General features: G+C 69.3%; 21 protein-coding genes. 12 read left to right on the forward strand and 9 right to left on the reverse strand.

The window, feature by feature from the left end; genetic code table 11:
• Positions 1–298: 298 nt before the first annotated feature.
• Both BJ964_RS31165 and BJ964_RS31170 read right to left on the reverse strand, forming a co-directional pair.
• Positions 299–988: a VOC family protein gene (locus BJ964_RS31165; RefSeq protein ID WP_188124012.1), complete on the reverse strand. Its 690-nt coding sequence runs from the start codon at positions 986–988 to the stop codon at positions 299–301.
• Positions 989–1,066: 78 nt separating this feature from the next.
• Positions 1,067–1,561: a MarR family winged helix-turn-helix transcriptional regulator gene (locus tag BJ964_RS31170; protein ID WP_188124013.1), complete on the reverse strand. Its 495-nt coding sequence runs from the start codon at positions 1,559–1,561 to the stop codon at positions 1,067–1,069.
• Between the two features lie 117 nt (positions 1,562–1,678).
• Between BJ964_RS31170 and BJ964_RS31175 the strand changes: the two genes are divergently transcribed.
• From BJ964_RS31175 to BJ964_RS31185, 3 genes are all read left to right on the forward strand, one after another.
• Positions 1,679–2,053 (forward strand): DoxX family protein, encoded by a 375-nt coding sequence (locus BJ964_RS31175; protein WP_188124014.1) that lies wholly within the window; start codon positions 1,679–1,681, stop codon positions 2,051–2,053.
• Positions 2,054–2,208: 155 nt separating this feature from the next.
• Positions 2,209–3,174, forward strand: coding sequence for a DODA-type extradiol aromatic ring-opening family dioxygenase (locus BJ964_RS31180; protein WP_229807465.1), 966 nt, complete (start codon positions 2,209–2,211; stop codon positions 3,172–3,174).
• Positions 3,175–3,206: 32 nt separating this feature from the next.
• A complete protein-coding gene (locus tag BJ964_RS31185; protein WP_188124015.1) occupies positions 3,207–3,869 on the forward strand; it encodes a hypothetical protein in 663 nt (220 codons plus the stop codon).
• A gap of 13 nt (positions 3,870–3,882) precedes the next feature.
• On the opposite strand, the gene BJ964_RS31190 is transcribed toward BJ964_RS31185, so the two are convergent.
• The 3 genes from BJ964_RS31190 to BJ964_RS31200 all read right to left on the reverse strand — a co-directional run bounded on the left by BJ964_RS31190 (position 3,883) and on the right by BJ964_RS31200 (position 6,983).
• Positions 3,883–4,107, reverse strand: coding sequence for a hypothetical protein (locus BJ964_RS31190; protein ID WP_188124016.1), 225 nt, complete (start codon positions 4,105–4,107; stop codon positions 3,883–3,885).
• A gap of 231 nt (positions 4,108–4,338) precedes the next feature.
• Complete coding sequence (locus tag BJ964_RS31195) at positions 4,339–5,145, reverse strand: transglutaminase-like domain-containing protein (RefSeq protein ID WP_188124017.1); 807 nt, start codon at positions 5,143–5,145, stop codon at positions 4,339–4,341.
• Positions 5,146–5,555: 410 nt separating this feature from the next.
• The gene (locus BJ964_RS31200; protein ID WP_188124018.1) at positions 5,556–6,983 is read right to left on the reverse strand and encodes a hypothetical protein; all 1,428 of its coding nucleotides are present in this window, start codon (positions 6,981–6,983) and stop codon (positions 5,556–5,558) included.
• 496 nt (positions 6,984–7,479) lie between these two features.
• Here BJ964_RS31200 and BJ964_RS31205 point away from each other — a divergent pair, with 496 nt between their 5' ends.
• Entirely contained in the window at positions 7,480–7,941 is a 462-nt protein-coding gene (locus BJ964_RS31205; protein ID WP_223149636.1) for a hypothetical protein, read from the forward strand.
• A gap of 124 nt (positions 7,942–8,065) precedes the next feature.
• On the forward strand, positions 8,066–8,476 hold the full coding sequence (locus tag BJ964_RS31210) for a hypothetical protein (protein ID WP_188124019.1): 411 nt from the start codon (positions 8,066–8,068) through the stop codon (positions 8,474–8,476).
• Between the two features lie 105 nt (positions 8,477–8,581).
• Here the strand turns inward: BJ964_RS31210 and BJ964_RS31215 are convergent, their stop codons facing one another.
• Complete coding sequence (locus BJ964_RS31215) at positions 8,582–9,100, reverse strand: hypothetical protein (RefSeq protein ID WP_188124020.1); 519 nt, start codon at positions 9,098–9,100, stop codon at positions 8,582–8,584.
• 126 nt (positions 9,101–9,226) lie between these two features.
• Complete coding sequence (locus BJ964_RS31220) at positions 9,227–9,745, reverse strand: nucleotidyltransferase domain-containing protein (RefSeq protein WP_188124021.1); 519 nt, start codon at positions 9,743–9,745, stop codon at positions 9,227–9,229.
• A gap of 268 nt (positions 9,746–10,013) precedes the next feature.
• On the opposite strand from BJ964_RS31220, the gene BJ964_RS31225 reads away from it, so the two are divergent.
• A protein-coding gene (locus BJ964_RS31225) for an IS5 family transposase (RefSeq protein ID WP_203832997.1) occupies positions 10,014–10,837 on the forward strand; the annotation gives its coding sequence in 2 pieces (ribosomal slippage) (positions 10,014–10,346 and positions 10,349–10,837; 822 coding nt in all).
• 200 nt (positions 10,838–11,037) lie between these two features.
• Here the strand turns inward: BJ964_RS31225 and BJ964_RS31230 are convergent.
• Complete coding sequence (locus BJ964_RS31230; protein ID WP_188127276.1) at positions 11,038–11,817, reverse strand: SAM-dependent methyltransferase; 780 nt, start codon at positions 11,815–11,817, stop codon at positions 11,038–11,040.
• A gap of 393 nt (positions 11,818–12,210) precedes the next feature.
• Between BJ964_RS31230 and BJ964_RS31235 the strand changes: the two genes are divergently transcribed.
• Positions 12,211–13,056, forward strand: a complete 846-nt coding sequence (locus BJ964_RS31235; RefSeq protein WP_188124022.1) for a S1 family peptidase — start codon at positions 12,211–12,213, stop codon at positions 13,054–13,056.
• Positions 13,057–13,177: 121 nt separating this feature from the next.
• On the opposite strand, the gene BJ964_RS31240 is transcribed toward BJ964_RS31235, so the two are convergent.
• Entirely contained in the window at positions 13,178–16,483 is a 3,306-nt protein-coding gene (locus BJ964_RS31240) for an Ig-like domain-containing protein (RefSeq protein WP_188124023.1), read from the reverse strand.
• Between the two features lie 186 nt (positions 16,484–16,669).
• Here BJ964_RS31240 and BJ964_RS31245 point away from each other — a divergent pair, with 186 nt between their 5' ends.
• From BJ964_RS31245 to BJ964_RS31265, 5 genes are all read left to right on the forward strand, one after another.
• Positions 16,670–17,953 carry an extracellular solute-binding protein gene (locus tag BJ964_RS31245; protein ID WP_188124024.1) on the forward strand — a complete coding sequence of 428 codons (1,284 nt, stop codon included), beginning with the start codon at positions 16,670–16,672 and terminating at the stop codon, positions 17,951–17,953.
• Complete coding sequence (locus BJ964_RS31250) at positions 17,950–18,846, forward strand: carbohydrate ABC transporter permease (protein ID WP_188124025.1); 897 nt, start codon at positions 17,950–17,952, stop codon at positions 18,844–18,846. The genes BJ964_RS31245 and BJ964_RS31250 overlap by 4 nt, the downstream gene beginning before the upstream one ends.
• Positions 18,843–19,676, forward strand: a complete 834-nt coding sequence (locus BJ964_RS31255; protein ID WP_203832766.1) for a carbohydrate ABC transporter permease — start codon at positions 18,843–18,845, stop codon at positions 19,674–19,676. Before BJ964_RS31250 ends, BJ964_RS31255 begins: the two co-directional genes overlap by 4 nt.
• A complete protein-coding gene (locus tag BJ964_RS31260) occupies positions 19,673–21,721 on the forward strand; it encodes a hypothetical protein (RefSeq protein ID WP_188124026.1) in 2,049 nt (682 codons plus the stop codon). Before BJ964_RS31255 ends, BJ964_RS31260 begins: the two co-directional genes overlap by 4 nt.
• Positions 21,722–21,797: 76 nt before the next feature.
• The gene (locus tag BJ964_RS31265; RefSeq protein ID WP_188124027.1) at positions 21,798–22,949 is read left to right on the forward strand and encodes an endo-1,4-beta-xylanase; all 1,152 of its coding nucleotides are present in this window, start codon (positions 21,798–21,800) and stop codon (positions 22,947–22,949) included.
• Positions 22,950–22,984 lie beyond the last annotated feature (35 nt).

Here is a 22,984-nt window from a genome sequence, read left to right on the forward strand (position 1 = left end):
GGGTAGGCTAACCAACCTTCATGGTGTCCGCCATGGATTGTTTGTGTGACTTCACCCCGTCCAGCCGTTCCACCCAGTTCCGTCCCGCCCGGATGGCCTGCCGCGCTGCGGCGGGGAGTTACGCCCGTCCTCCACAGTCACCGCCGGTGACCGCCGGGTCGTGTTCGAGCAGGCTCCTTCCCCGCATCGCCCGGATCGACAGCACAGCGGCCGTTGTCGGCGCTCTCGCGCGAGGCTGACCGGCGCTCGTCCGGTGAGCGTTTCGACCGGGTTCTGTGGACCGAGAGCACCCTCGGTGTCAGTCGCGGCCCTGCCAGGTCGTCACGCAGGCCTCGTTACCCTCGGCGTCGGCCAGCACCCAGAACGCTGGTGCGTGGTCAGACGACAGGAGCCGACCGCCGGCGGCGAGCGCGGCCTCGACGCGCCGGGGTGCCTCGTCGTGCGGCACGCTCACGTCGAAGTGGATCCGGTTGCGCTGCGGCCGCGGCCGGTCCATCTGCTGGAACCAGACCGCCGGGCCGGCCCGGAGCGGGTCCACGATGGGATCGGCCGGGCCGCTACGCCCTGGCTCGTCGGTGTAGCCGAGCACCGCGCGCCAGAACGGGCGGATGACGGCGATGTCCAACGCGTCGATGCCGATCTCGATCAGCTGCACCGACCGCGGCGCGTCGCCGCCGGAGCCAGGTTCGGTGCGCCATCCGCCCGCTGCGACGGCTTGCGTGATCCGGTCCGCAAGGTCAACAACGCGGGTGGTCACGGCGGCCTGGTCGGGCGACTGAAGAGTGAACACGACCCGATCCGGGCGCAGGTCGGCACGTAGATGAGTGTCGGCGTCCGCGCCACAGGCCTCGAGGGCCAGGGCGAGCACCTGCGCACCGGCACCGATCGAGCCGACCGTGACGGCGGTCTGCACGGTGCCGAGCAGGTAGCGCCAGCCCAGATCACTGACGGCGGCCGAGGCGTCCGGGCGGTTCAGCATCTCGTTCATCCCTGGATCCTGCAATGCACCTCGAAGGAGCCGGGATGGGCGCCGCCTAAACCGTACGGGTGCCGGCGGCCCGGCCGGTCAGGGTATGCGGCCGGTGATGCAGGGGTCGCTGGGGTCGATCTTGGCGACGATGCGGCGGCCGATCTCGCCGAGCTGGCGCTGCTGTGCCTTGGTGAGGGCGTCGAAGATCAGCCGCTGCACCTCGGCGACGTGTCCCGGGGCGGTGGCAACGACGGTGTCCCAGCCGGTGTCGGTAAGGATGGCGAGGGTGTAGCGGCCGTCGGCCGGGTCGGGGGTGCGCTCGACCCAGCCGCGCTTCTCCAGCCGGGAGACGACCTGGGAGAGCCGCGACAGCGAGCCTTCGGCGAAGCCGGCCAGCACACTCATCCGCAGGGTGCGCTCCGGTGCCATCGACAGCCCGGCCAGCACCTGGTACTCGAAGTGGCTGATCCCCGCGTCGCGCTGCAGCTGGGCGTCCAGCGCCGCGGGCAGTCGCATCACCAGCGCGACCAGCGCCAGCCAGGTCTCTCGCTGGTCCTCGTCCAGCCACCGCGGCTCCTGAGCATCTCCCATGCACCGAGCATAACTTCACAACTGAAGTGATCCAATTTCGGGATTACTTGCATGTTGAAGTGATCGCTACGTACGGTTCACTCAACACTTGAAGTTGTCGAATGCCTGGAGAACCTGATGAACATCGTTTTGTGGATCACCGCCGGCCTGCTTGCCGCCGCCTTCGCCGCCACCGGCCTGATGAAGCTGACCCAGCCGAAGGAGAAGCTCGCCGCGGCCGGCCAGGCCTGGACCGAGGACTTCAGCGCCGGCGTGATCAAGCTGATCGGGGCACTGGAACTGCTCGCCGTCGTCGGCCTGATCCTGCCCGCACTGCTGGACATCGCACCGGTGCTCGTCCCGCTCGCCGCGACCGGCCTGGCGCTGACCATGATCGGCGCGGCTGTCGTGCACGCCCGCCGCAAGGAGTACCAGGCCATCGCCGTCAACGTGGTCCTGCTGATCCTCGCCGCCGTCGTGGCGTGGGGCCGGTTCGGCCCCTACTCCTTCTGAGTAAACGCCCCGTCACCGCTGCCTGCCCCGACGGATCCGTCATGACCGCTAGCGCCACGCACCTCGGGGTCGCCGGAGCCGTCATACCGGCCTATCGCCGGCTCATGCCTCCACGCTCCTGACCCACTCACCCCACCGGAGCGAGGAGAATTGCCATGGGCGCACTGCACGTCTCCGCCGCCGGAACCGCCTACCCCGGATACCCCGTGCCCGCCCCGACCATCGCGACGACAGCAGGTGGACCCATGACCAGCCACACCGTTGACCCGTTCCATCCGGCCACACCCGCCGGTGCCTACGACGACCTGCTCGCCCGAGTCCTGCCCGAGGCCCGCGAACAGCGCACCTGGCAACCCGCCGACGGGCCGCTACCGGCCCTGTTCGTCAGCCACGGCGCCCCGCCCACCCTCGATGACCCGCAATGGCTCGACGACCTGTACACCTGGGGCCGATCCATTCCTAAACCCCGCGGAATCGTCGTGGTCTCCGCGCATTGGGAGGACGCCCCCGTCGCGGTCACCGGATCCACGGCCGGCACCCCGCTCTACTACGACTTCGGCGGCTTCCACCCTCGCTACTACGCCCTGCGATATCCCACCCCGGACGCCGCCGACCTGACCCGCCGCATCACCGGTACCCTCAGCAGCGGCACCCCCGTGCACCAGTTCACCGACCGGGGCCTCGACCACGGCGCCTTCATCCCGCTCATGGCCATGTATCCCGCCGCGGACGTGCCGGTCGTGCAACTGTCCATGCCCAGCCTCGACCCGCAAGCCCTGCTCGCCCTCGGCGAGCGCCTACGCGGCCTGCGCGAGGAAGGCATCCTCGTCATCGGCTCCGGGTTCATGACCCACAGCTTCGCCGCCATGCGCAACCCCGCCCTCGCGGGACATACCGAAGCCTTCGACGCATGGGCCGCCGACGCGCTCGCCCGCGGCGACCTCGACGCCCTGACCGACTACCGCGCCAAAGCACCCGGCGCCCAGGTCTCCCACCCCACCGCCGACCACTTCGTCCCGCTGCTGCTCACCGCCGGCGCCGCCACCAACCCGGCCACCGCCACCACCGCGATCAACCGCATCTGGTACGGCAACTCCATCCGCTCCCTCCAGATCAGCTGATCCCGATGGAAGCGCCCCGGTAGTTTGTGGGCGTGAAGTCATTGCTGTCGTTGGCTGTCGAGAATCTGCGGGTGATCGTGCGCATCGACGGCGTCGACGTCAGCCGCGCCGACAACAACGGTGGCGTCGACCCGTGGCACGTGTTGGTGCCGGTGAACCGCTTCCTGGCGACCGGCGAGCCCACGACCGCGGTGATCGCCTGCTGTCCGGGTTGCGGCCCGGATTGCGACGCCGTGGAAGCGCGCATCCGCCGCGAGGGCGACGTGGTGCGCTGGGAATGGGGCCGGCGCGGCACACGGTGGGAAGGCGAACGGCGCACGACGCTGTTCGACGCCTCGTCCTACGACGCCGAGGTGGCCCGCCTCGGCGCCGACTACTCCTGGGAGACGGCGGTGCGCCGGGCTGGGCGGCTCATGCTCACCGATCTTGTCCTGCCGCCGGGAGTCGAGGCCGTCCGAGCTCGCGCGAACGGTGCCGACGAACTCGAGGTGTGGCTGGAGGAGCCCGACGAGTATCAGATCTTCGTACGCGTGCCCTGGGATGAAGAACGGCCGGACGAGAGCGCCGCCGCGGCGCGGGCAGTGCTCGCTGGACCGACCTCGCGATGGTCCGCTGAGTGGTTCAGCGTCCAGTGGTGGCAGGAGGCCCCGCCGGCGTACGCCGATCCCTCCTGGCGGCGCAAAGAATTCCCCTGAGATCGACAACTACCTACCCCTGCGGATGATGCCGTACGGCGAACTCGCCGACCAGCCGCTCGATTTCGGCCGGCACCGCCGGATCGGTGACACCGGTGTCGGCCGTGCCGGGCACGCGGGCGGGCGGCAGGTCGTGTCCGGGAGGCCGGTAACCCTGGTCGAGGACGATACGGGCCGGCAGCGACGGTACGTCCCGCGACCAGTGGATCGTGTATGTCCCGCTCGGACCACCGATCATCTCGACGACCAGACCATCGTCGGCGACCCCGCGCAGCGCCGCCCTGGCAATGTTGAGATCCAGGTTGTCGCAGCGGCCGAGCAGCGATCGTCATGCGGGCCAGCACGTTGCTCGATGCCGACGGACAGCCCTGGAGGGGATCGCCGACGACGAGACCCACGCCCTCTTCGCGCGAGGTGGAAAGACCCCGCCATCAGCCAGTTCGCTCTTCTGTCGATGTGAGTGCGTTTCCTATCGCGCGACGGCGCCTGCCGGCGGCTGAAACTCGGGGTACGGGTCGAAGCAGTTCCCAAGCTCTTCGATCGACTCTGCGGTGGCCGCGAGACGCGCGAGGACGTCGAGTGACTTATCGAGTTCATCGTGCGGCTGGTCGAGGGGCTCCACCTGGAGGCGGTCGCACCAATACCAACCTGCGACCTCGACCTTGTTGAGGGCTGTGACGTCGTTGATCAGGCTGCCCCTGAGCTCATCCCAGCCCCACAGCTCTCCGTTGCCGTAAGTGGCCGACTGCGAAGCACCACCGCGACAGAGACTCCACGCGGTGACACCGTCCTGGAAGTCGTCACCGGTCAAATCGCTGCGCCCGGTCTGGGGGTCCGTCAAAATCCAGCGGGAACCGTCCCAGTACTCGACCACCCAGTGGTCGATCCAGCGTTGCGCCTCGAAGTAGCCGGCGAAACCGCATCGGATGCGGGCCGGTGTGCCCGTAGCGCGCAGCAGAGCGCAATGCAACAGCGCGAAGTGATAGCAGAAGCCGAACATCCTCCGCTCGACGGGACGCTCGCGATCCAAGGGCGCCGGATCGATGCCGATCACGTTGTCCAGGATCGCTTCGGCGCCGACGGTCTCCTTGTGCGACATACGCTCGGCGGAGAACCGCAGGCCCTGAACCCTCGCCGTGTCGTTGTGGATCAGCAGCCCGCGCACGATCGCGCTGAGCGCCTCCGAGCCAGCCGGAAGGCCGAGCACTCGATCCCGGTGCCGCCCGAGACCGGAGGTCGGGCTCGGCTGCCGATAGAAGCGTGCGATGTCGTCCATGGGCCGAAAGGGTACAAAATTCGCAGACCTAAACCAATACGTCACTGTCAGTAGCAGATATTCGTCGCCTGCTCATCGCCCATGCAAGACAGCAATATCGCTGGCCAAGATGCACCGCACTTTCCGGCAGGCTGGACGCGTACTCTCCTGCCGCCGGGCGAGCGCGCTGCAAGTATCGAAGGCATCTGATGGTCGCTGCTTGGCGGGACCGCATTGTTCCGGAGCTGAACAGGTCAGATGCCGGACGGATCCGCGTATCTGACCTGTTCGCACGTGACCCGTGGTCGAAACGGGGACGGGGCGGAAGGTTCGTGAGCCGCCCGCTCTGCCGGGCCGGAGCCTCCTCCGGCTCTCTGAGCTATCGCCGTGCTGTCCTAGGGTCCTCGATCGCTACGGGGATCGCAACGCCTTTATCGCCTCTGGGCCTGGCCGGAGAACACACCGATCTGCCGCAATACCCTGGCCAGCAACGGCGACGACACCGTCACTCCGTGAACCAGGTCGCGTGCCGGCGCCGGTAGCTCGGTCAGGCCCTGCCGGTACGGCTGTGTCCAGCCGGTGGTCTCCGGATCGATCCCGTGCCGTTGGCATGCCTGCCGCACCAGTTCGGCAGGACAGGAGTCGTCGCCGAGCACGACATCCCACGGCAGCGGCAGGTCCGCCCACACCTGCACGTCGGCATGCTGGTCGCGGCCCTCCCGCCGGTGCCAGGCCGCCACGTCCGCCGCCACCAGCGCGGGAACCTTGCCCGGGCAGCTCGCCTCGATGACGTCGTCGTACCCGAGACCGCGCATCAGGTTCAGCCAGCCGGTGCGTGCCTGGTTGAACGCCCGGGTCGCGCTGTTCCACGTCGACGAGTCGTCCCCCGCCCGCACGATCATGTGCGTGGGGTCGCGACGCACGTCGTAGACGCGCCGCAGCGCCCGCGCCGACGCGGCGAGCTGCTCGTAGTACAGCCCCATCAGCCGACCGCACTGCTCGTCGTTGAGCCGGTCCAGGACCGACCAGCGGGTCAGCACCGAGGCCAGCACCCACGGCCGGCAGGTCGAGGCTGTCAGTGCCGCCGCCAGCAACTGCTCGGCGAGGGTGTCCATCGGCCGGGCCTGGCGGCCGGATGTGAATTCGGTCCGCATGTTCAGCCGCGCCACGTAGTAGGCGGTGAACGCCGCGGTGGCCGGGCACGCGACGAAGTCTTCCTCGGCGAGGAGGTAGGCGAGCCGTGCCTTACCGAACGCTACCGACGCCTCCCGGTCGCGTTCGGCGGCCAGCACCTCGGTTCGCTGCTGCAAGTGCAGCACAGCCCGCACCGCGCGTCGGTACGCGCGCACCGACACCTCGGGAAGGAACTCCCGGCGCGTGGCACTGTCCATCCGATCTCGCGCGTCGGCATGCCCACCGCGGTCGCCCCGCGCTCCCGACGGCTTACGAAACCCGTAGTAGGTAGCGCCCGTCCACGACGTCATCGGCACCGGGCGGCGCGGCATCGTCGGCCGGGCCGGCCACGGCTCCTCGCCGGCAAGCCCCAGCAGCGTCAGAGCCGACCCGAGCCACCGGCGCAACGACACCGGGTCGGCCGAGTCCGCCGCCGCGGCTCCCGGCCGCCCCACGGTGAGCGCGACCGCGTCCACCGCGTTGCGGGCCGCCTCGTACGCCCGGGCCAGCCCTGGATGGCGTCGCCACGTCGTCGGCATCGACGATCCGACCGGCCCGCTCCACGCCATCGGCCCGTTCTCCGCGACCAGCAGTTGACGAGCCTGCTGGTGCCGCATCATCGCGTACAGATCCCGGGCACCCACCGCACTGAGCCAGCGATCGGCACCGAGGCCCACGATATCCACCGCCACCTCCTGAGGCGGCCGCCGCTCACGAATCCCAAGGTACAAGCGGTGCAGAACGTCTTCTTCCGAACGCTTCACAGGCACCACGACCACCCAGCCTTCTCACCACCAGGCCCGGGGTGACGTGATCGCCCCGAACGCCGGCCGAAGAATGACCAGCCGCACAGTATCGGCCCACACGAACGAGCCCGTCCAACTGATTTCCGGGCTCGATTGAGGAGGCGGTGTCAGTCGATGCGGCTTGCGGCAATACCGTCGAACGTCCTCACAAGTAGCAGCAGTGTGGGCGATCACGGTGTGTAGCGGAGTTTGCATCGAAGAACTGTTAACCGCTTGCCCCGGCCGATAGGTTCGGTTCCAGAACAAGGGCAAGGAGGCACATCGGGTGGCCAGACAGCGGGTCGGACAGCGACGACCCCGCGAACAACGTGCCATCTACCGGGGTCCGGGGCGGACACGTCTGCCGACACTGGGCGTCGATGTCGGCGGAGTGGTCGTGGCCCTGACCGGCGACGGCGCGGACACCTCCTTCTTCGGCAGCCGTCCGCTGGAGACACCCGCGACGGCCGGCGTCTTCGCATGCCTTGCCGCGCTCACCGCTGAGCCGTTCGCCGGCCGGGTCCACCTGGTCTCCAAGGCCGGCCCGAAGGTGGCCGCCAACACCCGAGCCTGGCTGGCCCACCACCGGTTCTTCGAACGGACCGGCATAGCCGAGACCAACCTGCACTTCGTCCGGGAACGCCGCGACAAGGCGCCAGTCTGCCACCGCCTCGGCATTACCCACTTCGTCGACGACCGCCTCGACGTCCTGGCCCATCTCGACACCGTGGAACACCGCTACCTGTTCACCGGCGGCACGCCCAGCCGCGGCCCGGACGCGGATATGCCCGGATGGGCCACAGCGATCGCAACATGGACCGAGCTCGCCAGCGAGATACAGGCGCCGACGCCAAACTGAATCGGCCGACCGCGCGAACGTCCACTCGTGCCGCGATCCGTGCTGTCAGGTCGGACTTCGCGGGTGACCAGACTTCCAGCAACCTGGATGGGGCGATGCCCGGACGTACGCCTACACTCGCGCGATGGATGTGGTGTGGTCCGCGACGACGCTGGAATCGCGCCGTTTCCGGCCTACCCCGGTGCGGTCAGATCCGACAGAGCTGGACAGCCATTTCCGTCATCTTCGCCGGCGTCGCATCCGTGGCTACATCGAAGTCGAGGTTCCGGCGGTCGAGTCCCCGCAGTTGGCCATCGGGTTCCGCGGCGAGTATGCGGTCGTCCACCTGCTCGTCATCGCTCCGGTCGCGCAGTCCCTTCTTCTCGCCGGCGACGGCACAGTTCCCGATGAGGCGTACGTCCAGGTCCCGGTCATGGACGAACTGATGAGGTTCACCGGCGACGTGGTCTTGGACGTTTACCGCGCGTGGGACTTGGTCAGAGTCTTTATCCGCACCGGACAGGCCGGCGATATCGGAGAGTGGCACGCGCTTTAGGCGGGGGCCAAGGCGTATTTGAGGATCAACGTTCCCCAGCCTGGCCACCGGGCAGCTGAGCACTCACATACCGCTGTCCGCGCAGGTCTGTCCCCCGTCCTGCTGCTAACGCAGAGCAGCCCGCGCTTCTCTATGCCAGTACGCCGCGACCTCGCTTGTCTGTCGAAGGACCGAATCTGGTGCGGGGTCGGAGGGCCAGAATTCGAGAAGGTAGCGGTCGATGGTGGGCTCGTCAGCCATCACCGTGTCAGCGTCCCCAGCGGCGTCCATCCCACTCGCGTAGTACCGCACCCGCAAGCCCTGCACCGCCGGTAGGCACAGCTCGAATGAGTCGCTGAACGACTCCAGCAGAAGATCGGCAGCCGGCGGCTGAAAAGACACCTCGACCACGTCCGCCCACTGGTCGGCAACGACTGGCTCGGTGTTGTGCCAGCGGACCATAAGCGGGACCCGACCGGTGTGTAGGCCTGTAACCAGCGATAGCTGGCCGGTCACGGCCGCACCAATCAACCCGTTGACCTGCCCAGCCCGGGTATCCATGAGGTCCGCCTGTTCCTCGTCCGCACCGAGGACGTTGAAGAAGCCGTAGTGAACGTGAACTTCCGCGTCGAAGAGCACCAGCATGTGATCATCGTGCCCGATGCTTGGACGGCTCGAGATCGGCTGGACGGGTTCAGGCTCCGGTTGACTCTCATGGCCGCGATTCGGTTGTACGAAGCGTGAGGGCCTGTGTGACAGCTCGGCTCGCGGTCATGTGGCCAACCCTCGGAGTATTTCCATGTCGGTGATGTCCTTCTGCCGCCATGGCCGGCCGTTGCGCAGGCTGGGGAACTGCTCCTTCATGGCGAGCATGCCCGAGACGCTCATTGCCAGGACTGGCGTGCCGTCGAGCGTCACGGGCTCCTCGCCGAACGATCCTGGCGGGAACAGCCAGTCGGAGAATCTCCCAAGGGGCTGGCTGAACGATCCGTCCGACTGCCGATCAAAGTAGGCGGTGCTGAACGAGACGTCGTCCCACGTGTACTCGCAGGACTCCTCCGCGGGCTGAGTTGGCAGAGCCGTAGCGCCAGCTTCTACGAGAAGCGCCTTCGAACGCTCGGCATGAACACGTTCGACCCAGAATTCCACATCGCCGTGCTCGCGCGTAGTCCGGCCGATCCTCGCATCGAGTCCCCAACCTCCGAACAGCCACGCCGAGATATCGGCCGTTTGCAGGACCGCCACGACATCGCGGATAACACGCAGCTGTCCTTCGGTCTTCTCGTCCATGGTTGCGATCCTGGCACACCGGTGGAAAGCGTCGCATCCGTCATGATCGGATGAACTCATTTGCCGCTGCGGATGCGTGATTAACGCCGCCGCCGGGGCAGTTCGGTGATCGTGGCGTTCAATCGCCGCGAGCCGGCAGTGCGCCCAGGCCGGCCGCGATCTCATACCCGAGTGTGTCGGTTGCCAGCGCTGTCCTTTTGTTGCTTAGACCGCATCTCGTTTGGGGTTGTTGTAGCGCGGGGTCGTTCGTTGTACGGGTGTGGGTGATGTGGAGAAGTACTGCCCGGAAGCGTTGTGGCGCCTCGCGCAGCCGCTGCTGCCCGGGCACCCGAAACGGCATCAGGGTGGCGGCCGGCGGCGTATCGACGACCGGGTGGCGCTTGCGGCGATCCTGTTCGTTCTCGACACCGGCTGCGCCTGGAACGAGTTGCCGGAGTCGTTTCCGATCTCGTCGGCGAGTACGCACCGCCGGTTCAGTGAGTGGGTCGAGCAAGGTGTGATGGCCGCGCTGCACCAGGCGACGCTCGATGTGCTCGGCGCTGCCGGGCACATCGACTGGTCGCGGGCCAGCGTCGACGCCCTGCACGTGCGGGCGGTAAAAGGGGGGACCTGACCGGGCCGAGCCCGGTCGACCGCGGTAAGCCCGGCTCCAAGATCCACGCGGTTGGTGATCGGAACGGGCTTCCGCTGCATGCTGATGTCTCTGCTGCCAACGTCAACGACCACATGGTCCTGGAGGATGTGGTCGACGGCCTGACGCCGGTGCGTCAGCCGGTCGGCCGCCCGCGCAGACGGCCGGCGAAGCTGCACGGCGACAAGGGCTACGACTACCGCACGAGTCGGCAGGCCCTGGCCCGGCGCGGGATCAAGGCGCGTATCGCCCGTAAGGGCATCGAGTCCTCGACCCGCCTCGGCCGGCACCGCTACGTGATCGAGCGCTGCCTGGAGTGGGTGACCCGGTTCCGGCGGCTGGTCCGCCGCTACGACCGCAAGGCTTCCCACTTCCGCGGATTCCTGCGCCTGGCTTGCGCTGTCATCTGCTTCCGCCGCGCCGTCAAACTGAACCTGTTGCCGGGCAGCAACCCCAAATGAGATGCGGTCTTATGAGGCCCAGGATGAGTCGTCGTGGTTGTCCGGCGCGGTTCCGGACGGGTCCCGGCTGCCGGCGCCCGGCACGGCGGAGGTGGCGCCAGGTTCGGACATGAGGCGAGATCGTAAACGGCGACCCGGAACGACGGGTCCGGTGACTGGCTTGTCCGCTCTGTGACGGTGGGCGCGTTCGGCTGGTTCCGTTACGGCTTGCGTCCCACCGCGCCGTAGATGGCCACGTCGGTGGGGGAGGGGCGGTCGGCGCGGGCCGGTCGCCAGTCGCTGACGGCGACGATGCCGGGCGTCACCAGGTCGAGGCCGGTGAAGAAGCGGCCGAACTCGGCGCTGGTTCGGGCCCGGGCGTCGGTGCGGCCGGACGCCAGCAGATGCTCGTGCATGGCCACCTGCTCAGGCGGGGCGTGGTCGAGCGTCAGGTTGCTGGCCACCAGGTAGCTGCCCGACGGTAGGGCGTCCAGCAGGCGGGCCACTACCGCCGTAGCCTGGTCGTCGTCGTGGATGAAGTGCAGCACGGCCACCAGCAGTAGGGCGACCGGCTCGTGTAGGTCCAGGACCGCCAGGCGATCGGGGTGCTGCAGGATCGTGTCGGGTTCGCGCAGGTCGGCCTCGACGTATCCGATCCGGCCCTCGGGCGTGCCGATCATCAGGGCCCGGGAGTGGGTCATCACGATCGGGTCGTTGTCGACGTAGAGGACCCGGGAGCCGGGTGCGATCCGCTGCGCGATCTCGTGGGTGTTGTCGGGTACCGGCAGGCCGGTGCCGATGTCCAGGAACTGCCGGACCCCGGACCCGGCCAGGAAGCGCACCGTGCGGCGGAGGAAGTCCCGGTTCTCCAGCGCGGCGATGCGGGCGGTGGGGAACGCCTTGGCCAGCAGGTCCCCGGACTCGCGGTCCGCGGCGAAGTGGTCCTTGCCGCCGAGCCAGTAGTTGTAGCGCCGGGCGGGGTGTGCCACCGAGGTGTCGATGCGATCCACCCGGGCAGCATAGTCCGTAGTGGACCTTGCCGTCCCGCCGCGATTTCGGCGCCGCGGCCGTGGCCACGGGTGAATGTTCCGGAGGACGGCCTACTCGACGGGGACTCGATCGATGGGGACACGGTTGCCGCGAAACCGGGGCCGGCGGCGGCCCCGCTAGCCCGTCCTCGCGGAGTCTCGTCACCAGCACGGGCAGATCTGGGCAATCCGGGTTCCATAAGGGCGGTATCAGTGGCTATTTGAAATATTGACATATGTAAATGTCGATGGGACGGTGCCTACGCCAGAGCTACCGGCGTAGGCATGCCGTTGACCCGTCATGCCCGCCGCCACCTGTGCGGCAGGTCGTACCCGGGCTGCCGCCCCGCTGCGAGGGGAACCTTCATGCGCTTTCGACGGGCATCAGCATTCGGCGTCACCACGTTGGCAGCCATCGCCGGCATCCTGACCGGGCCGGCCGCTCCGGCTCAGGCAGCCGCACCCGCCCCCACGGCCGTCGCGGTGACCCTGGCCAACACCATCGCGCTGAGCAACTGCTCGGCCGCGCTCGTCCGGTTCCCCACCTCGGTCAGCACCGACAGCGCCATGATGCTCACCAACGGACATTGCTACGAGGGTGGCTTCATCGCCGCGGGCAGGGTCATCCAGAACGTCGCCAGCACTCGCACCGGCACGCTGCTCAACAGTTCCGGCGGCTCGGTGGCACGGGTCCGGGCGAACCGGGTGCTGTACGCGACGATGACCGGCAACGACGTCACCCTCTACCGGCTGAACACCACCTTCGCGGCGCTGTCCTCATCGTACGGGGCCACCCCGCTGACCATCTCGGCCGCGCATCCGGCCGCCGGCACCTCGATCGCTATCCCGTCCGGCTACTGGAAAAGGGTCTGGAACTGCAGCATCGACGGTTTCGTGACCACGCTGCGCGAGGACACCTGGACGTGGAAGGACTCGGTCCGCTACGACGCGGGTTGCGACACGATCGGCGGCACGTCCGGCTCGCCGATCGTCAGCACCAGCACCGGCGAGTTGATCGGTATCAACAACACCGGCAACGAGGACGGCGGACGCTGCACGCTGAACAACCCGTGTGAGGTCAGCGCGAGCGGCGTGGTCACCGTGCTGCCGGGGCGCAGTTACGGCCAGCAGACGTACTGGTTCACCACCTGCCTGAACTCCAGCCGGGCCATCGACCTGACCGTCTCCGGCTGCCTGCTCACCAAACCGTGACCCACCCATGTCCGGTCAGATGGCCAGCCAGGAGCGCCAGCCGCCGTAGCCGGTCACCTGACCACGGCTTCGCCCCCGTCGGGTATCACATGGACGGCCCGATTGCCCGGGGAGGAGGAAGCTAGGGGGCCACGGTCAAGCCGTCCACCAGAACGGTCGGGCGGCCGGCGGTGCCGACCACGACGATCTTGACCGTGTGCGTGCCGGGAGTGGTCGCACCGGCCCACAGCACCTGACGGTGTGCGGCCGCCCCTCGGGTGTCCACCGTGGCGACCTTCCTGTCATCCAGGTAGACGATGGCCGCACCGGAGGCCGTGTCCCGTGACCCGATCCAGGCGACCTGCGTGCCGGTGAAGGTCATGGACAGGGCCGCGCCGGCCGTCGACGCGGAGGATGCCGTGCCGTCGGTGTAGTCGGTCCCGCTGAGCGAGGTCCACGCGCCGGTGAACTGCCCGGCCGTTTCCGCGACCGGGGTCAACTGCACGGGGTCGGTCCTGGTGCTCACGTTGCCGGCGCAGTCCGTGGCGGTGACCACGAGGGTCGCGCCGGCGGGCAGCACGGTGGACACACTCAGTCTGCCCGCCTTGGCCGTCGCGACCGGCGTGCCGTTCGCCGCGGCGCTGATCGCGCAGACGCGGTTGGTGTCCGTCGCCGAGGCGGTCAGGGTGACCGGCACCCCGCCGGCGGTCGAGCCGGTCCGCAACCGGACGGTCGGCGCGGCGACCGTAGGCCCTTCGAGATCTGCCGTGATCTTCACCGTCGCTGAGGTGCTGACCAGACCGGACGGGTCCACCGCCCGGACCGCGAGGGTGTGCAGGCCCGAGCCGAGCGGCACGGTGGCGGTGGTCGTGGTGGCGTCGACGGTGACGGCCGGCTGTCCGTCCAGCAGGACCTCGTAGCGGGCGAGTCCGCCACCGTCCACCGCCGGCGTCCAGGTCACGGAGACACTGTCGGCGTTGGTCAGCTTGCCGGACGAGGGCGAGGTGATCTTCGCGGCGGCCGGTGCCGTCGCGGCGGCGGTGAAGGTGGTAGCCACCGCGTCGGTAACCGTCGAGCGCAGGCCGTTGCCGTTGATCGCGATTACTCCGATGTGGTGGTGTCCGTCCGGCACCGTGAGGGTCACGGTGCGCGTGGATCCGGTCACGCGGGCGGCCTGCACGTGATCGACTTCGATGACGTACGCGGCGATGCCCGACTGGATGTCGGCGGCGGCGGACCAGGTGATGACGGCCTTGTTGCGGGTGACCACCGCGCCGGCCCGGGGCGCCGACACCTTGGGCTGGCTCGGTCCGGTGGTGTCCAGGACGGCCTTGACGGTCGCCGTGGCGGACACGTTGCCCGCCGCGTCACGGGCCCGGACACCCACCACGTGCGCGCCGTCGGCCAGGCCGTTGGCCAGCCGCCAGTTCGTGGCCGTCGCCGGCACCGTCGTCCTGGCGGCACCGTCGACGAGGATGTCGTAGCCGGCCGGCTGGGCGCCGATGGGGGCGGTCCAGGAGATCACCGAGCCGTCCGGGTCGCCCGCCGCCTTCAACCCGGTGGGTGCGGTGACCGCCCGGGACAGTGTCACCTTGGTGGTCGCCTGCGTGCTGCGGTTGCCCACCTGGTCGATCGCGGTGAGGGTCAGCGTGCGCTGGCCGTTGGTGATCAGCGGGAAGGTCACGTCCGCGGCGGTGGCGGTCGCGTCGACGGTGCTCAGCGGGGTCCCGTCCAGCAGGATCTCGTAGCGGGCGACGCCGGATTCGGTGTCGGTGGCCGCCTTCCAGCGGACCGTCGCGGTGCCTTCCACCTTCTGGCCGCTCTGCGGCGCCGTGATGGCGGGTGCGGTCGGCGGCGTGTTGTCGCCCCGTACGGTGATGGTCGGGCTGGCGGCTCCGGCCATGCCGCTCCGGTTGACCGCGGTCACCGAGATGGTGCTCGCGCCGTTGACCGGTGCCAGCTTCAAGCTGGTCTGGGTGCCGGGCACGGTCGTCCGCTGCCCGTTGACCAGCACGCGGTATCCGGCGATGCCCGACTCCGGGTCGATGACCTCCGGCCAGGCGACGGTCACCGGGCCCGACGCGTACGGGCCGAAGGTTCCGGTCCCGGCGAACACCGGTGCGGCCGGCGCGGGTGGCGGGGTGGTGTCGTGGTAGGGGTCGTCGATGCGTACCTCGGCGCCGGACGCGTCGATCCGCTCCACGGTGAGGGTGAGCGGGGTGTCCGGCACGGCCCAGGAGGAGCCGGCCGCCAGCGCACGGCCGGTGCCCGCGGCCGGGTTCATGTTCAGGATGCGGGACTGGTTGTCGCCGGGGAGCAGCTGCCGGACCTGGACACCTCCCCAGCCGGCGGGCTGGCCCGCGTCACGGCCGGTACTCGGCCGGTACTCCAGGTACAGGGTCGAGGTGGGCAGCGGCACCTTGACCGCCCGGGGAGCGGTGATCGACGTGACCGCCGGCAGTTTGACCAGGCTTCCGGCGCCGGCCGTCACCGGGTTGTCCAGCGTGCCGAGCACGTCGGACAGCGCCGTGTTCAAGCTGTAGCCGTCGCCGTAGCGGGCAAAGCCCATCACGTCGTAGTCCGCGTACGAGCTGACCGTGCAGGACGAGCTGAGCGCGACCGTCGCCGTGTTCTCCGTGCAGTTGAGGGAGTTGGCGTGGCCGAGGCCGAGGTTGTGCCCGAACTCGTGCTCCCAGGCGTCGCCGTACATGTATCCGTTGATCCAGATCTCGCCGCCCGGCACATAGGCGAGGCCGACCCAGCCGCAGGCGCTGGTCTTCGGGAAATAGATGAGCACGTGGTTACGGCTGTTCGAGGCGGCTACGCCGTGTACGGCGTGTGCCGCGTTGGAGATCGCCGTGTAGTCGCAAGAACTCGGGGCGGCGATTTTTGCCCAGCCCCGGACGTCGATGGTGGGCACGGTGATCCCACCGGCGGTCTGCTCGCTCCAGTACGCGGCCGTCCGGTCGGCCGTCTCGCGCAGGGTCCCCGTGGTCTGCGAATCGGGCGCGGTCCAGTAGACCGGCAGCACGGTCAGCGTGTGCGCGCCCGCCCGGCCGGCCGGCAGCGCGGCGGCGACCGCGGCGGGATCGGCGTCGAGGATCCGCGCCTCGCCGTCGCCGATCGCGGCGGCGACCTCGGCAGGCGTGTCGACGCCGGCCGGCGCGCTCACCGTCACCTCGATCGCGGAATCCGGGCGCAGCCCGGTCGCGGCGGTGGCCGGCAGCGGCAGCATGGTGTCATCGATCGTGACGACGGGCCGCGTCACCGTACCGGTGGCCTGCTCGCCACCCGGGGTGGACAGGTCGTCGTCGACCACGACCCGGGAGAAGGTGCCGGAGACCGTGGTCGTGTGGGAGACGGGCGCCGCGACGGCGGTGCTCGGCGCGAGGAACACACCGAACGCGGCCGCCGTCACGACGACGAAATTCCGGGGGGACGGGTGCATGGCGCGACTATCGGAGCGCGTCTGCCGAACCTGAGAACTTCCTGGACCCGGTCGCCCCGGCGCACAAGACCGTAGGTTCGGCGTCGTCACCGGATGTGTCCGCGCCCAGGCATGGAATACGCGACAGTGGAATAGGCGGATTTTCACGGCTTACCAGAGAAAGGCTTTCAAAGGAGCAGAGAAGGGATGAAGGAGCGGATTCCATTCGCGGGGGCAGCCGTCCTGTCCCTGGTCCTGGCCGCCACCGGTTGCGGCGGCGGCGACGCTACGTCGGCCGGCGGCGACCCGACCGCCCGCGGCGCCATCGACGTGTGGTTCTCGAACAACGCGCAAGAGGTCGCCTGGGGCAGGCAGGTGGTGGAGAAGTGGAATGCCACCCATCCGGACGAGAAGGTGACGGCCCAGCAGATCCCGGCCAGCCAGACGTCCGAAGCGGTCATCTCGGCCAGCATCATCGCCGGGAACACCCCATGCCTGATCTACAACACGTCGCCTGCCGCCGTCCCGAACTTCCAGGCGCAGGGTGGTCTGGTGCCGCTCGACGACTTCGCCGACGGCACGAGCTACGTGACCGCACGCTCGGGCGAGCTCGGCGCCCAGTACCGATCGCCGGACGGCAAGATCTACCAACTGCCGTGGAAATCGAACCCGGTGATGCTGTTCTACAACAAGACGGCGTTCGCCAAGGCAGGCCTCAGCACCACCGCCCCGCCGCTGGCCACGTACACCGATTTCCTGGCCACCTCGCAGAAGCTGGTGTCCAGCGGCGCGGCCAGGTACGCCATCTTCCCGTCGCCGTCGAGCCAGTTCTTCCAGTCGTGGTTCGACTTCTACCCGATGTACGTGGCGGAAAGCGGCCAACAGCTCGTCGTCGACACCAAGGCCACGTTCGACTCCGATGCGGGCCGGGCGGTCGCCGGCCTCTGGCGGCAGTTGTACGCCCAGAACCTGGCGGGCAAGGAGGCGTACACCGGTGACGCGTTCGCCGACGGCACCGCCGCCATGGCCAGTGTCGGCCCCTGGGCCGTCACCGCGTACCAGGACAAGGTCGACTGGGGTGTCACCGGAGTGCCGACGCGTGCCGGCTCGGCGGAGAACCAGTCCACGTTCAGCGACGCGAAGAACGTCGCCCTGTACACGGCCTGCACCAACCGCGGTACGGCCTGGGACTTCCTGAAGTTCTCCACCAGCTCCGAGCAGGACGGCGAGCTGCTCGCGATGACCGGGCAGATGCCGCTGCGCCAGGACCTGGTGCGCGAGTATCCGGCGTATTTCGCGGCGAATCCGCAGTACAGGGTGTTCGCGGTCAAGGCGGCCCACGTGGTCGACGTGCCGAACACACCGGCTTCCGTCGAGGTGTGGCAGACCTTCCGGGACTCCTGGTCGAACTCGGTGATCTTCGGCAAGGAGGATCCGGACAAGGCACTGGCGGTCGCGGCCGCGAAGATCAACGACCTGGTGATCCGATGACCTCCGTCGCGCCTGACGCGAAACCGGCCACCACGCAGCCGATCGGGCTTCTGCTGAGCGCCCCGTACGCGGTGTACGTCGCCGCCGTCTTCGCGTACCCGCTGGGTATGGCCGTGTGGATCTCCTTCCACGACTACATCTTCACCGCGCCCGGGGTGAGCGTCTCCCGGCCCTTCGTCGGCTTCGACAACTACACCACCGCGCTGGCCGACCCCGCCGTACGCCAGTCGTTCGTCAACATCCTGATCTTCCTCGTCATCAACGTGCCGCTGACCGTGGTGCTGTCGCTGCTGCTGGCCGCCGCCCTCAACGCGGCGATCCCGTTCCGTACGTTCTTCCGGGTCAGCTTCTACGTCCCGTACGTGACCGCGAGCGTGGCCGTGGTCGGCGTGTGGCTGTTCCTGTTCAGCTCCGACGGGCTGGTCAACCAGGTGCTCGGTGACCTGGCTCCGGACCCGTCGTGGCTGATCAACGAGAGGTGGGCGATGCCGTCGATCGCCCTCTTCGTGACCTGGAAGCAGCTCGGCTTCTTCATCCTGCTGTACCTGGCCGCGTTGCAGAACGTGCCGAGGGAGCTCTACGAGTCGGCGGCGGTCGACGGCGCGAGCCGCTGGCGCAGCTTCCGGGCGGTCACGATTCCGGGCGTACGGCCGGCGACGACCCTGGTCACCCTGCTGGCGATCATCACCGGCGCGAACCTGTTCACCGAGCCGTACCTGCTGACCAACGGCGGTGGCCCGAGCGGCAGGTCCGCGTCGCCGGTTCTGCTGATGTATCAGCGCGGCATCGAGCAGCAGCATCCCGACGTCGCGGCGGCGATCGGCGTACTCCTGGTCGCCGGCGTCCTGCTCCTCGCCGGGCTTCAGCGGCTGGTGGAACGGAGGCAGGGGTGACCCGGGGCCGCTCGTGGTGGCGCACGATCGCCGTGACTCTCGGCGCGATCGTGTTCCTGTTCCCGTTCTACTACATGATCGTCGGCTCGCTGCAGGCAACGCCGGACACGTCGCCGGCCGGCGCGCTGCCGAGGCCGGGCAACCTCAGCCTCGACAACTATCGCGAGATCAACGCGGCCATCGGGTTGTGGCGGTCACTGCTCAATTCGGTGATCGTCACCGCGGGCGTGGTCATCGGCACCCTGGTCTTCGGGGTTCTGGCCGGTTATGCGCTCGCCCAGTTGCGCTTTCGCGGCCGCGGCACCCTTTTCGCCGCCATGCTGCTGCTCCAGGTGATTCCGTTCCAGCTGCTCGTCATCCCGCTGTACGTGCAGGTCGTGCGCGGCTACGGACTCGCCGACTCGTACCTCGGCATGATCCTGCCCTTCGTGATCAATTCAGTGGCGGTGTTCGTGTTCCGGCAGTTCTTCCTGCAACTTCCGGTCGAACTGTTCGAGGCGGCACGGCTCGACGGAGCGAGCGAGATCCGTGTGCTGTGCTCGGTCGCCCTGCCGCTGGTCCGCCCGGCCCTGCTCACCGCGACGCTGCTGACGTTCATCGGGCCGTGGAACGAGTTCCTGTGGCCGTTCCTGATCACCAAAGAGACCGGTATGCAGCCGCTGGCGGTGGCGCTGGCCAACTACATGAGCACGGTCGCGTCGGCCGCCACCAACCCGTACGGCGCGATCCTGGCCGGCGCCTGTGTGCTGGCCGCCCCGGCGGTGCTGCTCTTCATCGCTTTTCAGCGGCACTTCGTCTCGTCCGACCTGGGTTCCGGGGTGAAGGGGTGAACCGGCCCGCCCTCATCGCGGCGCTGACCGCCACCGTTCTCCTGGCCGGCCCGGTCCACACCGTCGCCGCGCCGGCGGGCCCGGCCGTGCTGACCAATCTGGATCACCTCGACTTTCTCACCGACACGGTGCGGCCGCCGGCCCAGGCCGGTCACACCACCTACCGGCTCGACGACGAGCCCGCCATCGGTGTGCTCTGGGTCTACGCCGACGACCTGCCCGGCGGCGGCTACCGCCGGGTGGGCGGCGGCGCCTACGACGCGCGCACCGGCACCTACGGGCAGGGCGCGTACGACGCGGACGATGTCTCCCGTGCCGCGGTGGTCTACCTGCGCCACTGGCGGCAGTTCGGGGACCGGGCCAGCCGGGATCAGGCCTACCGGCAGTTGCGCGGACTGACCTACATGCAGACGGCCACCGGCCCGAACGCCGGCAACGTCGTGCTCTGGATGCAGCCCGACGGGACGCTGAACCCGAGCCCGACCCCGGTCGAGGCGCCGGACCCGTCCGACTCCGCGGCGTCGTACTGGCTCGCGCGCACGATCTGGGCGCTGGGCGAGGGCTACGCCGCCTTCCGTACCGCCGATCCGTCGTTCGCCGCGTTCCTCGAGGATCGCCTCGACCTGTCCGTCGCCGCCCTCGACCGGCAGGTGCTCGGTCGTTTCGGTGAACACCGGGTCGTCGACGGCGAGCGGATGCCGGCGTGGCTGGTGGCCGACGGCGCGGACGCCAGCGCCGAGGCGGTGCTGGGGCTGAGCGCGTACGTCCGCGCGGGCGGCCCGCCCACCGCGCGGGCCGCCCTGGCCCGGCTGGCCGCCGGCATCGCCGAGATGGGCGGCGGCGGCACCGGCGTCTGGCCGTACGGCGCCGTCCTGCCCTGGGCCCGGTCGCGGTCGCTGTGGCACGCCTGGGGCGCCCAGATGCCGTCCGCGCTGGCCGAGGCCTCGATCACCCTCCGCGACGGACGGCTGCTGGCCCCGGCGCTGGCCGACGCCGCCGCCTTCACGCCGGGCCTGCTCACCGCGACCGGCCCGGTCAATGGCCTGCTGCCCGCCCCGATCGACAATTCCCAGATCGCGTACGGGGCCGACGCCCGCGTGCAGAGTCTGCTGTCCGTGTCGAGGGCCGCCGGGTCGGCCGGCCTCCGCCAACTCGCCGGTGTGGCGGCCGGGTGGTTCTTCGGCCAGAACCCGGCGAACGTCCCCATGTACCACCCGGGTACCGGCGCCACCAACGACGGCGTGAACGGCGACGGCACGGTCAACCTCAACTCCGGCGCCGAGTCGACGATCCACGGCCTGCTCACGATGCTCGCCCTGGACGCGGCTCCGGACCTGGCCGCGCTCGCCGAAGCGGCCGGCCCGGTGGTGCGGCGGGACGGCCGGCGTACGGTCGAGGCCGAGTCCGGACGGCTCGACGGCCCGATCTCCGTGGTGACCCCGGCATCGGCGTGGACCGGCGAATCGCAGTGGAGCGGTAACGCCTACCTGCGGGTCAGGGCTGGTGGCCGGGTCACGTGGACCGTCCCTGGGGCTGCCCAGCCCAGGCTCGTGGCCGCGGTGATCAACCGGATGCCCGGCCCGGGCGGCGTGACGGCCTTCGCGGCACTCGGCGGCATCGGCTACGGCGGCGGAGGCGCGCAGGGTGCGTCCCCAGCGCCCGGCGCGCTGCTTCCCGTGGCGCTCACCCGGCCCCTCCCGGCGGGTGCGACCGCACTGACGGCGACCGGCGTACGCGGAAGCGGCGACCTCGACGCTCTCCTGCTGACGCCGCTCGTCTCCACCCTGGTCACCCGGCGGGCCGTGCTGCTCTCCAGCGCGGCCCGGACGTCACGGCGCATGACGATCGACGTCCCGGGCGCCGGGCCCGCGGTCGCCCACAGCTACGACGATCAGGGACGGCCGGCCGCCACTGCCGGCGGACGGGGCCCCATCACTGTCGACGTGCCCTCGGGCGGCTTCGTGGTGGCCGCCGAAGCGGGCCCCGGCGCGACGGTCCGGGTGCGGGGCACGGTTGCCCTTGACCGCCCGCGGCGACAGGCATAGATTCCTTTCGCTCGTTACTTACGGAGCATTATCGAAACTTTCGACCGTTCCTCGTCCTCCCTGGTAAGGAGTTCCCATGCGCCGTCCATGGCTTCCCCTCGCTGTCGCCACCGCTACCGCACTGCTCGGCGGACAGCTCGCGTTCGCCGGTTCCGCCACCGCGGACTCCGACCCGGTGTCCGCGAAGCCATCGCCCGCACCCGCCTACCCGGCCGACTCGCTGCGGGCGCTGGCCGCCCGGGTGGGCCTGCGCATCGGCACGGCGGTGAACGCGGACGAGCTGGGCTCCAACGCGAAGTACACGCAGATCACCGCCGAGCAGTTCTCCAGCGTCACCGCGGAGAACGCCATGAAGTGGGCCGAAGTGGAGGCCGTCCGCGGCACCTACACCTGGGAGAAGGCCGACCAGCTCGTCGCCTTCGCCGAGAAGAACCGGCAGCTGGTGCGTGGCCACACGCTGCTCTGGCACAACCAGCTGCCCGCGTGGCTGTCCACCGACGGATACACCACCACCCTCTCGAACGAGGAGGTGAAGGCGGCCCTCAAGGAGCACATCTTCGCCCAGGTGCGCCACTTCAAGGGCGACATCTGGCAGTGGGACGTGGTCAACGAGGCCTTCGACGACAACGGGCAGCCCCGCCAGACCATCTGGTACAAGGCATGGGGCGGCACCGGCTACATCGCCGACGCGTTCCGCTGGGCGCATCAGGCCGATCCCCACGCCCTGCTCTTCTACAACGACTACAACCTGGAGTTCACCGGCCCCAAGAGCAACGCGGTGTACGAGCTGGTGAAGTCGCTGAAGGCGCAGCGCGTGCCGATCCACGGTGTCGGGTTCCAGGGACACCTGTCCACCCAGTACGGCTACCCGGACCTGCAGAGCAACCTCGAACGCTTCGCCGCGCTGGGGCAGAAGGTGGCGCTGACCGAGGTGGACGTGCGTACGCTGACCAAGCCGGACGCCGTCAACGTGCCGGTGGACGCGCTCGCCCCGTACGCCCAGGAGAGCTACTGGTCCCGGTCGCTGAAGGCGTGCCTGGCCGTCCGCGCCTGCATCTCGTTCACGCCGTGGGGGTTCGGTGACTCCTACTCCTGGGTGCCCGGCTGGTTCTCCAACCCGCAGGCGGGCGCTGCCCTGATCTACGACGAGCAGCTGAACCCGAAGGGCCAGTACCAGGTTCTGCAGCAGGACCTGGCGCTCGCCTCGGGCGCCCCGCACCGCGGCTGACCACCGCCGGATGCCGTGCTCCAGCCGGAGCACGG

This window comes from Actinoplanes lobatus, from assembly GCF_014205215.1.
In the GTDB taxonomy this organism is placed as follows: Bacteria; Actinomycetota; Actinomycetes; order Mycobacteriales; family Micromonosporaceae; genus Actinoplanes; species Actinoplanes lobatus.

Bases quoted from the DNA above. Each gene is read 5' to 3' on its own strand.
- BJ964_RS31250 (WP_188124025.1), top strand. From the start codon at position 17,950: ATGACCTCCGTCGCGCCTGACGCGAAACCGGCCACCACGCAGCCGATC.
- BJ964_RS31175 (WP_188124014.1), top strand. From the start codon at position 1,679: ATGAACATCGTTTTGTGGATCACCGCCGGCCTGCTTGCCGCCGCCTTC.
- BJ964_RS31240 (WP_188124023.1), bottom strand. From the start codon at position 16,483: ATGCACCCGTCCCCCCGGAATTTCGTCGTCGTGACGGCGGCCGCGTTC.
- BJ964_RS31235 (WP_188124022.1), top strand. From the start codon at position 12,211: ATGCGCTTTCGACGGGCATCAGCATTCGGCGTCACCACGTTGGCAGCC.
- BJ964_RS31210 (WP_188124019.1), top strand. From the start codon at position 8,066: ATGGATGTGGTGTGGTCCGCGACGACGCTGGAATCGCGCCGTTTCCGG.
- BJ964_RS31215 (WP_188124020.1), bottom strand. From the start codon at position 9,100: ATGCTGGTGCTCTTCGACGCGGAAGTTCACGTTCACTACGGCTTCTTC.
- BJ964_RS31245 (WP_188124024.1), top strand. From the start codon at position 16,670: ATGAAGGAGCGGATTCCATTCGCGGGGGCAGCCGTCCTGTCCCTGGTC.
- BJ964_RS31190 (WP_188124016.1), bottom strand. From the start codon at position 4,107: ATGATCGGTGGTCCGAGCGGGACATACACGATCCACTGGTCGCGGGAC.
- BJ964_RS31265 (WP_188124027.1), top strand. From the start codon at position 21,798: ATGCGCCGTCCATGGCTTCCCCTCGCTGTCGCCACCGCTACCGCACTG.
- BJ964_RS31195 (WP_188124017.1), bottom strand. From the start codon at position 5,145: ATGGACGACATCGCACGCTTCTATCGGCAGCCGAGCCCGACCTCCGGT.
- BJ964_RS31180 (WP_229807465.1), top strand. From the start codon at position 2,209: ATGGGCGCACTGCACGTCTCCGCCGCCGGAACCGCCTACCCCGGATAC.
- BJ964_RS31220 (WP_188124021.1), bottom strand. From the start codon at position 9,745: ATGGACGAGAAGACCGAAGGACAGCTGCGTGTTATCCGCGATGTCGTG.
- BJ964_RS31170 (WP_188124013.1), bottom strand. From the start codon at position 1,561: ATGGGAGATGCTCAGGAGCCGCGGTGGCTGGACGAGGACCAGCGAGAG.
- BJ964_RS31165 (WP_188124012.1), bottom strand. From the start codon at position 988: ATGAACGAGATGCTGAACCGCCCGGACGCCTCGGCCGCCGTCAGTGAT.